The organism is Pantoea sp. EKM20T (assembly GCF_011800485.1).
In the GTDB taxonomy this organism is placed as follows: domain Bacteria; phylum Pseudomonadota; class Gammaproteobacteria; order Enterobacterales; family Enterobacteriaceae; genus Pantoea; species Pantoea agglomerans.
In genome coordinates, this window is the sequence record NZ_JAALFW010000006.1 from 268,672 (window position 1) to 279,856 (window position 11,185).

The 11,185-nt window shown below is 54.4% G+C and carries 14 protein-coding genes; 5 read left to right on the forward strand and 9 right to left on the reverse strand.

The window, feature by feature from the left end:
* Positions 1-9 precede the first annotated feature (9 nt).
* The 5 genes from HFD94_RS13305 to pmbA form a co-directional block, all read right to left on the reverse strand.
* Positions 10-309, reverse strand: a complete 300-nt coding sequence (locus tag HFD94_RS13305; RefSeq protein WP_010256479.1) for a DUF4312 family protein — start codon at positions 307-309, stop codon at positions 10-12.
* A 2-nt stretch (positions 310-311) separates the two neighbouring features.
* Complete coding sequence (locus HFD94_RS13310; protein ID WP_010256477.1) at positions 312-668, reverse strand: SFCGS family glycine-rich protein; 357 nt, start codon at positions 666-668, stop codon at positions 312-314.
* A gap of 1 nt (position 669) precedes the next feature.
* A complete protein-coding gene (locus HFD94_RS13315) occupies positions 670-1,017 on the reverse strand; it encodes a glycine dehydrogenase (protein ID WP_022623928.1) in 348 nt (115 codons plus the stop codon).
* Between the two features lie 295 nt (positions 1,018-1,312).
* Positions 1,313-1,699, reverse strand: coding sequence for a cytochrome b562 (gene cybC / locus HFD94_RS13320; RefSeq protein WP_010256473.1), 387 nt, complete (start codon positions 1,697-1,699; stop codon positions 1,313-1,315).
* Positions 1,700-1,762: 63 nt separating this feature from the next.
* Complete coding sequence (gene pmbA / locus HFD94_RS13325; RefSeq protein ID WP_010256470.1) at positions 1,763-3,103, reverse strand: metalloprotease PmbA; 1,341 nt, start codon at positions 3,101-3,103, stop codon at positions 1,763-1,765.
* A gap of 115 nt (positions 3,104-3,218) precedes the next feature.
* On the opposite strand from pmbA, the gene yjgA reads away from it, so the two are divergent.
* Positions 3,219-3,764: a ribosome biogenesis factor YjgA gene (yjgA, locus tag HFD94_RS13330; protein ID WP_010256467.1), complete on the forward strand. Its 546-nt coding sequence runs from the start codon at positions 3,219-3,221 to the stop codon at positions 3,762-3,764.
* Positions 3,765-3,804: 40 nt separating this feature from the next.
* On the opposite strand, the gene HFD94_RS13335 is transcribed toward yjgA, so the two are convergent.
* On the reverse strand, positions 3,805-4,545 hold the full coding sequence (locus tag HFD94_RS13335) for an oligogalacturonate-specific porin KdgM family protein (RefSeq protein ID WP_167433196.1): 741 nt from the start codon (positions 4,543-4,545) through the stop codon (positions 3,805-3,807).
* A gap of 353 nt (positions 4,546-4,898) precedes the next feature.
* Positions 4,899-6,251, reverse strand: a complete 1,353-nt coding sequence (gene mpl, locus HFD94_RS13340) for a UDP-N-acetylmuramate:L-alanyl-gamma-D-glutamyl-meso-diaminopimelate ligase (RefSeq protein ID WP_010256463.1) — start codon at positions 6,249-6,251, stop codon at positions 4,899-4,901.
* 168 nt (positions 6,252-6,419) lie between these two features.
* Between mpl and fbp the strand changes: the two genes are divergently transcribed.
* Positions 6,420-7,427 carry a class 1 fructose-bisphosphatase gene (fbp, locus tag HFD94_RS13345; protein WP_010256459.1) on the forward strand — a complete coding sequence of 336 codons (1,008 nt, stop codon included), beginning with the start codon at positions 6,420-6,422 and terminating at the stop codon, positions 7,425-7,427.
* Positions 7,428-7,490: 63 nt separating this feature from the next.
* Here the strand turns inward: fbp and HFD94_RS13350 are convergent, their stop codons facing one another.
* Positions 7,491-9,050 carry a methyl-accepting chemotaxis protein gene (locus HFD94_RS13350; RefSeq protein ID WP_167433197.1) on the reverse strand — a complete coding sequence of 520 codons (1,560 nt, stop codon included), beginning with the start codon at positions 9,048-9,050 and terminating at the stop codon, positions 7,491-7,493.
* Between the two features lie 169 nt (positions 9,051-9,219).
* Here HFD94_RS13350 and HFD94_RS13355 point away from each other — a divergent pair, with 169 nt between their 5' ends.
* From HFD94_RS13355 to ppa, 3 genes are all read left to right on the forward strand, one after another.
* Complete coding sequence (locus tag HFD94_RS13355; RefSeq protein WP_167433198.1) at positions 9,220-9,630, forward strand: lysozyme inhibitor LprI family protein; 411 nt, start codon at positions 9,220-9,222, stop codon at positions 9,628-9,630.
* Between the two features lie 61 nt (positions 9,631-9,691).
* Positions 9,692-10,141 carry a DUF441 domain-containing protein gene (locus tag HFD94_RS13360; RefSeq protein WP_003855520.1) on the forward strand — a complete coding sequence of 150 codons (450 nt, stop codon included), beginning with the start codon at positions 9,692-9,694 and terminating at the stop codon, positions 10,139-10,141.
* Positions 10,142-10,241: 100 nt separating this feature from the next.
* The gene (gene ppa, locus HFD94_RS13365; RefSeq protein WP_003855519.1) at positions 10,242-10,772 is read left to right on the forward strand and encodes an inorganic diphosphatase; all 531 of its coding nucleotides are present in this window, start codon (positions 10,242-10,244) and stop codon (positions 10,770-10,772) included.
* A gap of 59 nt (positions 10,773-10,831) precedes the next feature.
* Here the strand turns inward: ppa and HFD94_RS13370 are convergent, their stop codons facing one another.
* The gene (locus HFD94_RS13370; RefSeq protein WP_010256451.1) at positions 10,832-11,185 is read right to left on the reverse strand and encodes a gamma-glutamylcyclotransferase; all 354 of its coding nucleotides are present in this window, start codon (positions 11,183-11,185) and stop codon (positions 10,832-10,834) included.

An 11,185-nucleotide genomic window follows, 5' to 3' on the forward strand; every position in this document is an offset into this window, starting at 1 on the left:
GGCTCTGTTTTACGATGCCGCCGTGAACGCCACCTGTTCGGTGTCGAAAACGGTGACGCTGACGGTGATCTCCAGCGTGACGCTGAAGCTCCGCCGTTGGCGCGCCAGAAAGAAGAAGAGAAACTTCTCGGTTTTGACGCTCTCCTGCGCGCGCAGCACCCGGACATCCTGAGGTTCAATGCGCAGCAGAATTTTTTGCGTCGCGCGCAGAACCTGGTTCTGCACACGACTCAGGGCATCGGCAAAGGCTTTCGCTTTGGTGTCGCCTTTGCCCTCGACCGTCACCTGGGTAACGTATTGTTCTTTCATAATCAGCTGCCGTGTTTCTTGTTCCAGGCCTGCACCAGCCGCTCACCTAACTCTTCTTTATCCATAAAGCCGAAGCCCAGCACCGTGGCACCTTCATTAATGGCGGTGACGCCTTCGTCGACAGAACGCATGCCATGCTTTGCTTTGTAGCCATATTTGTTCTGAGCGGTGATAGCACCGGCGCCGCCGCTGCCGCAGAACGAGATGCCGAAATCGGCGTTTTCCGCCTTCATCACATCACCCAGTTTCATGTCAGCGGCGACACCTGGCACCACGACGGCACGGCCACCCGCTTTTTCGATGCCCGCCGCCACTTTCTGTCCTTTACCTAAACGATCACCAATCACTACTGTTACCATCTTATGTTCCTCTCTGGTTGTTTGATCGCGCGACTTCAATATGCACTGACAGCAGCCAGGCCTCTTCGCGGGGCAGATTGCCAAACAGATCGACGACCTGCTGCGCCAGCGCTAACGTTTCCGGCGGAATATCCTCAAACAGCTCCGCTTCCACTTCCGGCAGCGGCTCACCGCTCAGCGAGCGTGACGCCATGGCACCGACATGCGATTGCAGCATCTGCTGCTGAACCGCATTGGGCTGAATACCCTGCTGCTGATAGATCGCAGCAATCTGCGTCATCACGCTGTCAGCCAACTGTTGCACTTTCTCAGGTGCCGCTTCATACACCGGGACGCCGTTATTACTCACCTTGCTACTCCTGTTAAACCGGATAATTCGCGTTAAAAACAAATTAGCGGTCATCGCACCGGCTGTGGAGAGGCAACATTTCCAGCAGCAAGTGGAAATTGAAGTGAAGGTTGTGCGTCAGATCGCAGGCTGCATGCTTAGTGCGACACGCGTCGCAGAATGCGTAATTTGATGGATTTAACCGAGAAAAGCGGTGATGTTGTGCGGCGACAGGCAGGACGCGCGGGGGTTCAGGGTACGGTAATAAGCAGAAGTGATGGTAAAAAACCGCCGGCCTGGCTGGCCGGCGATCTGATTAACGGAATTTCTTATGGTTGGTATTGCGGATGTCGTCGAACTTCGCTGCTTCGCGTTTCGCTCCGTCCACATTGTTGGCTTTCGCCAGCGCGCTGACCACATCGATCTGCGCGATCAGTGAGTCGATACCGGCATGGAAATCTTTCACCTGTGGGCTGTCAGCCGGCTGGCCTTCCAGCTTATCCGGCGTGCCCTGTCGCGCATCCTGCGCTGCGGCACGCATTTTGGTTAACGCCTGCTGCATCTCCTGGGCATTGTCACTTTTTTTGACGATTTTCAGGTTCGCATTCAGTGTATCCATATCCTGCTCCAGATCCGCCGCATAGAGACTGACGCTGGAGAACAACAGAGAAGCCGACAACATTGCAATCACATGCTTACGCATCATTACTTCCTTTTTATTGTGATGAAAAAAAAGCAGCCAACCGGCTGCTTCAGGAATCCATCTTTATTGTCCCGCTATCTTCATCTCAGGCAGTAACACTGAACCGCACTGGATATTGCTGCGGGTTTCAATATCGTCACCGATGGTCACCATATTGCGCCACATCTCTTTGAGATTTCCGGCGATAGTCACTTCGCTGACCGGGTACTGAATAACGCCATTCTCGACCCAGAACCCGGCCGCACCGCGTGAGTAATCACCGGTAATGGCGCTGACGCCCTGTCCCATCAGTTCGGTCACCACTAACCCGGTGCCCATCTGCTTCAGCAGGTCGTCAAAGCTGTGGCCCTGGCCCGCAATGCGCCAGTTATGAATGCCGCCAGCGTGACCGGTGCTGGTCAGGCCCAGTTTGCGGGCTGAGTAGCTGGTTAACAGCCAGGTCTGCAGCACGCCATCTTTGATGATGTCGCGCGCCTGGGTACGCACCCCTTCGCTGTCGAATGGCGTGGAGGCGAGCCCTTTCAGCAGATGCGGCTGTTCATTGATGGTGAGCCACTCCGGCAGGATCTGCTGACCCATAGAATCCAGCAGGAAGGTCGATTTACGGTAAACGTTGCCGCCGCTGATCGCGCCAACCAGATGACCAAATAAGCCGGTTGCCACTTCTGAGGCGAAAATCACCGGGGCTTTCATGGTCGGAAGTTTACGCGGTGCCAGACGGGAGAGCGTGCGGCGCGCGCACTCTGCACCGACCCACTCCGGGCTCTTCAAATCTTCAAACGCGCGCCCAATGGTGTAGGCGTAGTCGCGCTCCATATTACCATCCTGCTCGGCAATCACGCTGCTGGAGAGCGAGTGACGGCTTGAGCAGTAGCTCTGTAACATACCGTGGCTGTTGCCAAAGACTTTGATGCCGACGTGGCTGTTGAAGCTGCCACCTTCAGTGTTAGTAATACGCTTGTCGGCGCGCAGTGATGCCTGTTCCGCCTGCGCAGCCAGTTCAATGGCGCGGTCAGCATCAATCTCCCACGGATGGTAGAGATCCAGGTCTGGCGCATCATAGGCCAGCAGCTCTGCGTCGGCCGGACCGGCAAAGGGATCGGGCGAGGTATAGCGCGCAATATCAATCGCCGCCTGCACGGTGCGTTTGATCGCGTCCGGGCTGAGGTCGGTCGATGAGGCGCTGCCTTTACGATTCTGATGATAGACGGTGATGCCCAGCGCACCGTCGCTGTTGAATTCGACGTTTTCCACTTCGCCATAGCGGGTGCTGACCCCGATGCCGGTGGTTTTACTGACTGCCACTTCCGCGCTGTCAGTGCTTGCTTTAGCCAGTTCAAGTGCCTGCGCAATGGCCTGCTCCAGTACTTTTCGCTGTTCTGCAACCTGAGTAGATACGTTCATCGACCTGCCGTCTAATCTTATGTGTGAATGATTTGAGTCTATCAGAGTCAGAGAACAATTTCGCAGTCACCCGATAAACTGGTAGGATTAGCCTCTTTTTTTTGGGAGCCCGGAAATGACCAAACAGCCCGATGAGTGGCTCGACGATGTGCCAGATAATGACGAAGAAGAAGATGAAGAGATTATCTGGGTCAGTAAGAGTGAAATTAAACGCGATGCAGAAGAGTTAAAGCGCCTGGGTGCCGAACTGGTTGATCTGGGTAAAAACTCGCTGGATAAAATCCCGCTGGATGAGCGCCTGCGTACTGAAGTGGAACTGGCACAGCGCATCAAGAAAGAGGGTCGCCGCCGTCAGCTGCAGCTTATCGGTAAACTGCTGCGCAGTATTGATGTGGAGCCGATCCGCGTTGCACTGGATAAGCTCAATAATCGCCATAACCAGCAGGTTGCGCTGTTCCATAAACTGGAAATGCTGCGCGATCGTCTGATTGAACAGGGTGATGAAGCGATGGGCGACGTGATTGCGCTTTATCCCGATGCCGATCGTCAGCAGTTACGCAGCATGATCCGTAACGCGCAGAAAGAGAAAGCGGGCAGCAAGCCGCCGAAGTCTGCCCGTCAGATTTTCCAGTATCTGCGCGAACTGGCCGAAGCGAAGTAACGCCATGGCGGGCAGCCTCGCCCGCCTCCCGGCAGCGCATTTATCGATAGATATAGAGAATACCGGTGCGCAACCGCAGCTGGCGTTCGCTCGATGTCGCAGAACGTCCGATATCGCCAAAGGTGACGTAAGGCACCCAGACGCGATCGTTGCCAAGCGCATAATCGAACTGTAACTCCTGTTCGTAATCGTCATGTTTATTGGCAAAGAGTTTTGCATCCGCGTGTTTATACACCAGCTTATAGGTGGTGGTCAGCCGATCGCTTTTATTTCGCAGATAGAGATCAAAACGGTTGGCAGTGCGATGCCGGTCAGTATCGCAATAATCAATACCGCCGGTGCGGCATTGATCGTCATGCGCATAATCGGTCAGCTCAAGACGATAAAGGCCACCGAGAGACCAGCGATCATTAAATTTATACCAGGGTGCCACACCAAATTTCCATTCAGTGCGCGAGGAGTTAAACTCTGGCTGAATAAAAGGCGACACTGTCCAGTTCCCCCAGTAATACGATTTCAGAAAGGTCACCTCCACCACATTTAACACGGTGTCGTTATAATATTTGTCTTTTGGATCGGCGCCGCCGGTTTTGAATTTGGTTTCGACGCCGAGAAAAATATTGTCCGGCAGCGTGGTGCTCAGACCCAGCTTGTCGTAGTGCGTGCGGTCGCGAAGGCGGTACTCATGCCGGTAATCAACGGTGGCCGTGGCCAGCGCCGCAGCAGAACTGCATAACAACGCGGCGCCCAGCAAAAACGACAATGAATTATTATTTCCCATATGAACATCCTTATTAGTGGTAATCAGAGCAATGAATTATCCGAACTCATTCGTTTAACCCATAGTTAACTTATATTTAAAATCCTCATCAATATAAGATCGCGCATAAAGAGAATCTGTTATTTATTCCTTTAACTTTAACGCGTTAATTATTATTCCTCAGTCACTACAGGGATGATGCTAGAAATAACCGGCGAGAGCGGCCTTTCTGTTTCAGACACTAATAAGAAAAATATGGCAACGGCAGGAAGAGTGAGTAGATCGAATTCAAAAATATGCGGGATTTATTGAGGGAATAATATTTCCGGAGATAATGCTTTTAAAAAAAGCGCCCGAAACGGGCGCCTGTGACATTATGCCAGCCTGTCCAGCAGCTTCTGGTGGATGCCACCAAACCCGCCGTTGCTCATGACCAGAATCGTGTCGCCTGGCTGAGCGGCTTTGGCCACCATTTCCACCAGGGTATCGATATCCGCGCTCCAGTGCGCAGGCGGAATGCACGCTTCTGCGACATCTGATACCTGCCACGGAATATGGTGCGGCTGGAACAGAAAGACCTCATCAGCACGCGCCAGCGACGGTGCCAGATCGTTCTTGCTTACGCCCATCTTCATGGTATTGGAGCGCGGCTCCAGCACAGCCAGGATACGCGCTCTGCCGCCAACTTTGCTACGCAGGGCAGCCAGCGTCGCCAGAATCGCGGTCGGATGGTGGGCGAAGTCATCATAGACTTTGATGCTGTTCACTTCGCCGCGCAGCTCCAGCCGTCGACGCGCATTGATAAAGCTGTTCAGCGCCTGGCCTGCATCTTCCGGCTTCACACCCACATGGCGCGCGGCAGCAATCGCCATCAGCCCGTTGTGCATATTGTGTTCACCCACCAGCGCCCAGTTCACTTCCCCGACTTTTTCGCCGTCGAGCCAGATTTCCCAGTGAGACGCATCGTTGGTGAGCTTCTTCGCCTGCCAGCGCCCGTGCTCGCCGACGTTCTCCTGTTCGCTCCAGCAGCCCATCGCCATCACCTGTTTGAGGTTAGGATCATGTTCCGGCAGCAGGATCTTGCCCTGGCCCGGCACGATCCGCACCAGATGGTGGAACTGCTTCTGGATCGCCCGCAGATCGTCAAAGATATCGGCGTGATCAAACTCAAGATTATTGAGGATCAGCGTACGTGGGCAGTAATGGACAAACTTGGAACGCTTATCGAAAAACGCGCAGTCGTACTCATCCGCCTCAATCACGAAGAATGGACTTTTTCCTAATTTTGCCGAGACATCAAAGTTTCCGGGCACACCACCAATAATAAAGCCAGGCTCAAGGCCGCAGGCCTCGAGAATCCACGCTGCCATGCCGGCTGTGGTGGTTTTGCCGTGGGTTCCCGCGACCGCCAGCACCCAGCGATCGCGCAGCACGAAATCGTGCAGCCACTGCGGGCCAGAGAGGTAAGGAATGTTGCGTTCCAGCACCGCTTCCACGCAAGGATTACCCCGCGTCATCGCGTTGCCGATAATCACTAAGTCCGGCACCGGATCAAGCTGACTGGCGTCATAACCTTCTGTTAATTCAATGCCTTGCTGTTCAAGCAGAGTACTCATAGGTGGGTAAACGTTGGCGTCTGACCCGGTCACCTGATGACCAAGTGAACGGGCCAGCATCGCCAGACCGCCCATAAAAGTGCCACAAATCCCGAGGATGTGAATGCGCATTACGTGATCCATTACTCAAAAGTTCGGCGCACAGTGTAACGCCGCTCGCAGATGGAAGAAACGGATTAGGACTATGGTTTTTGAAGTTCAATCGGCTAAACTGCGTACGCATCCGTTGGCAGACTGTTACGCGTGCTGCCACTCCATCGAAGATTCAGGGAATGTGTTATGAAAACGTTGGGCGAATTTATCGTCGAGAAGCAGCATGACTTTCCGCACGCTACAGGTGAACTGACAGCGCTGATTTCCGCTATTAAGCTGGGTGCCAAAATCATCCACCGCGATATCAACAAAGCCGGTTTAGTGGATATTCTGGGTGCCAGCGGCGTCGAGAATATTCAGGGTGAGCAGCAGATGAAACTTGATCTGTTTGCCAACGAGAAACTGAAGGCAGCACTGAAAGCACGCGGCATCGTCGCCGGTATCGCTTCTGAGGAAGAAGACGAGTTTGTGATCTTTGAAGGTGAAGAAAACGGTAAGTACGTGGTGTTAATGGATCCACTGGATGGTTCTTCTAACATCGACGTTAACGTTTCCGTCGGCACCATTTTCTCTATCTACCGCCGCGTCAGCGAGCCGGGTACGCCGGTTGTTGAAGCCGACTTCATGCAGCCAGGCAACAAGCAGGTCGCTGCCGGTTACGTGGTTTACGGCTCCTCCACCATGATGGTTTATACCACCGGTGCAGGCGTGCATGCGTTTACTTACGATCCGTCTCTGGGTGTGTTCTGCCTCAGCCACGAACGTATGACCTATCCACCAACGGGTTACACCTATTCCATTAACGAAGGTAACTACATTCGTTTCCCGCAGGGTGTGAAGAAATATCTGAAGTTCTGTCAGGAAGAGGATCTGCCCACGCACCGTCCTTATACCTCACGTTACATCGGATCGCTGGTCGCGGATTTCCATCGTAACCTGCTGAAAGGCGGCATCTACCTCTACCCAAGCACCGCCAGCCATCCTCAGGGTAAGCTGCGTCTGCTGTATGAGTGCAACCCGATGGCGTTCCTGGCAGAGCAGGCGGGCGGTAAAGCCAGCGACGGTCAGAAGCGTATTCTGGATATTCCACCGGTCACGCTGCACCAGCGCTGCCCGTTCTACTGCGGTAACGAGGCGATGGTGAACGACGTTGAGCGTTTCCTGGCCGAGTTCCCGGATTGCCGTCAGGGTTAATCCGGCAGGGGTATAAAAAGTCATATAAAAAGCAAGGGCGCGATTTTCGCGCCCTTGCTGTTTTTACGCCGTCTGCAACCTGAACTGCGCCATGGTTGCCTGAAGCTGATCGGACTGCGCTTCCAGCGACTGGGTCGCGGCGGTTGCCTGCTCCACCAGCGCCGCGTTCTGCTGCGCCGCCGCATCCATCTGTGTTACCGCCAGATTAACCTGCTCAATGCCACGGCTCTGTTCGTCGGAGGCCATCGAGATCTCTTTCATCAGTGCCGTTACGCGCATGACCTCACCAGAAATCTCATCCATGGTTTCCCCGGCCCGCGTCGCCATCTCGCTGCCCTCTTTGACCCGCGACTGTGAATCACTAATCAGCGTACGGATCTCTTTCGCCGCGTTAGCGCTGCGCTGCGCCAGCGTGCGCACTTCGTTTGCCACCACCGCAAAGCCACGGCCCTGCTCGCCTGCGCGCGCCGCTTCAACGGCGGCGTTGAGCGCCAGGATATTGGTCTGGAAGGCGATACCATCAATCACGCCAAGAATGTCGCCGATACGATTGGCACTGTCGGTAATCTCATGCATTTTTTCCATCACATAGCAGACCACCTCCGCGCCGCGATCGGCAGTATCAGAGACCGCGTTAGCCAGCTGGTGCGCCTGCTGGGCATTGCTGGCGTTAAGCCGCACGGTTGCCGTGAGCTGCTCCATGCTGGCGGCAGTCTGCTCCAGCGAGGCGGCGGACTCTTCGGTACGCTGCGACAGATTGACGTTGCCCGCGGCCAGTTCACGGCTGCCGATGTCGATCTGCATACTCGCTTCGCGCACCTGACTCACCGAGGTACGCAACGACTGCTGCATCCCGGCGAGCGCATGATTAAGCCGCCCCAGCTCATTGTTGCCCGACGGTGGCAGCGCCTGCGAGAGGTCGCCCGCCGCGACCTGCTCAAGATGGAGAATGGCCAGGTTCAGCGGCTGCAGAAGCATCCGACGCAGCAGTTGCCAGGCGAGCACCAGCAGCAGCAGTGTTAATACCACCGCCACAGCGATCAGGATTTTCATTTTGGTTTCGTTGTAGGCCGCCTGCGCCAGCTGGGCCTGCGTGATCTGATCGGCCAGCTGGCTGAAGTCCGTGACGGCCTTGTTGTAGCTGGCCGCCAGCGTCGCCAGGTTGCCTTCCAGCAGCTGGTAATACTCGTCGGTATATTGCTTATCCAGGGCGTTCATCATCGGTTTGATGCCCTGGTCGAGATAGGCTTTGTAACTGGCCGAAACTGCATCAGCCAGCTTTTTGCCGTGCGCCGTCACCGTTCCGGCGTCTACAAAGCGCTTCAGGCTTTGCTGTGATGAGACCACATCCGCCTGCGACAGTTTTGTTACTGCCGCACCCTCTTCCAGTAAACCAATTTCAATTTTACGCACCGCCAGCGCGGCGTTAGCGCGGGCCTGCATCAGATCGGCATTGCTCTGGTAAAGACTGTTCAGCTCGATCCCCTGAATGCGGTTGATCACATCCAGCGAGCGATTCCCTTTGTTAATTGCCACGATACCCATAAAACTCACCGCCAACAGCAGCAGTGTCATAAATGCCAGCAATGCCAGCAACCCCGTGCGAAGTGATAACTGTTTCATCCAGATAGTTTCCGTGTATGTGAAAAGGCAAATTTTCCAGCGGCCCTAAAACGGATGAAGTATCGGCAGTAACGGCGCGAAACTTTAACCCTGATTAGTGTTAACAACTTGATCATCACGGGAACATCCATCAAGCTAATCGCCGCTTATCCGTTATCCGGAGAAAAGAATGAAACCAGGATTACTTCTGATGCTGCTGTGCCTCAGCACAGCGGTGCTGGCAGAGGATCTGCCGACAGACGCCTCGCCCGATCGCTGCCTCAATGACGCCTCGACTACCCTTGCCATGAACCAGTGCTACGCTGCGGCCAATCGGGCCTGGGATCAGGAGATGAATAAGCAGTACAACAAACTGATGAAAACCCTCTCCGGCGAACCTAAAAACAAACTGCGTGCCGCGCAACGCGCCTGGATGAGCTACCGCGACAGCTGGCTTGAGGCGAGCCGCAGCCAGCTCAGTTCACAAGGCTCGCTGGGCAGCGTGGCGCTGAGCGATCAGAGCCTGAGCCTGGTGCGCAATCAGGCACTGATGTTGCAGTCACTTGGTAAAGGCAGCTGTGCTAACCCCGATGACTGCTGATCGATAACCGGTTTTTGCGCTGGCTGAAGTCAGCGCGCTCATTAACCTTCAGGGAGAAACCATGGCTGCTTACGCCTCGACCATCATTCTGATTTGCCTTGCCGTGCTGAGTTATTTCGTTCACAACAACGCGGTCACAATTTCAATTCTGGTGCTGCTGGCGATTAAAATTACCCCGCTGGCTCAGTTCTTCCCCTACGTAGAAAAACAGGGCATTACCTTAGGCATCATTATTCTTACCGTGGCGGTGATGGCCCCGCTGGCAAGCGGCTCACTGCCCGCCTCTGCGCTGATCAAGTCGTTTGCTAACTGGAAGTCGATTGTGGCGATTCTGGTGGGGATCTTTGTCGCCTGGCTGGGCGGCCGTGGCGTGAACTTTATGAGCGTCCAGCCTTCGGTGATTGGTGGTCTGCTGATTGGTACGGTGATTGGCGTGGCGTTCTTCCGTGGGGTGCCGGTAGGACCACTGATTGCCGCAGGCATTGTTTCGCTGTTTGTGGCGGCTAAGTAGCGTTTGGGCGCATTCCGAAACGCCAAAAAGGGGGCATACTTTCAGAGTCAGTTGGCTATAATAGCCGACACTCAACATACGACTACTGAAGGAATGCCAGATGAGTTTGAACCAGGTGCCAGCAGGTAAAGACCTGCCAGAAGATATCTACGTTGTCATTGAGATCCCAGCGAATGCTGATCCGATCAAATATGAAGTTGATAAAGAGTCTGGTGCCTTGTTTGTAGACCGTTTCATGTCTACCGCCATGTTCTATCCGTGCAACTACGGCTACATCAACCATACCCTTTCTCTGGATGGTGATCCGGTTGACGTACTGGTTCCGACCCCGTATCCACTGGTTCCAGGCTCAGTGATCCGCTGCCGTCCGGTTGGCGTGCTGAAAATGACCGACGAGTCTGGCGAAGATGCCAAACTGGTTGCCGTTCCGCACACCAAACTCTCTAAAGAGTACGATCACATCAAAGATGTGAACGACCTGCCAGAACTGCTGCGTGCACAGATCACCCACTTCTTTGAGCACTACAAAGATCTGGAAAAAGGCAAATGGGTGAAAGTGGATGGCTGGGATAATGCCGAAGCCGCTAAAGCTGAAATCATCTCCTCTTACGAGCGCGCACAGAAGAAGTAATTCTGCTGCCGGTTTGTGAGTCGAAAAAAAAACACCGTCCGGATGGACGGTGTTTTTGTTCAGGCCTCTGGCTCCTCATCGCGCTTCAGCCAGTCACCACTCATGATGCGCTGGCGTCCTGCCACTGAGCGTTGATAGACATAAAGCCATGCACTGCCAAACGGCGTCTGAGTCAGATAACGTTTGTACTCTCCCCCTTTGGTGCGAAGCGCATCCAGCTCCGCAAGGGTTGAGGCATCAATGCGGTACACCTCACAATGTACCGCTCCATTGCCCTCAATCACGCCGGGATAATGGCCCAGACTGTAAAGCTCAAAGCCTTCAATCTGGTGATCACCCAGCCACTGCGCATTCGTCATCCAGTGACTGTTTCCCTGTTTGCGCCGTAAACTGCCGTAGACAATTATTCGCAT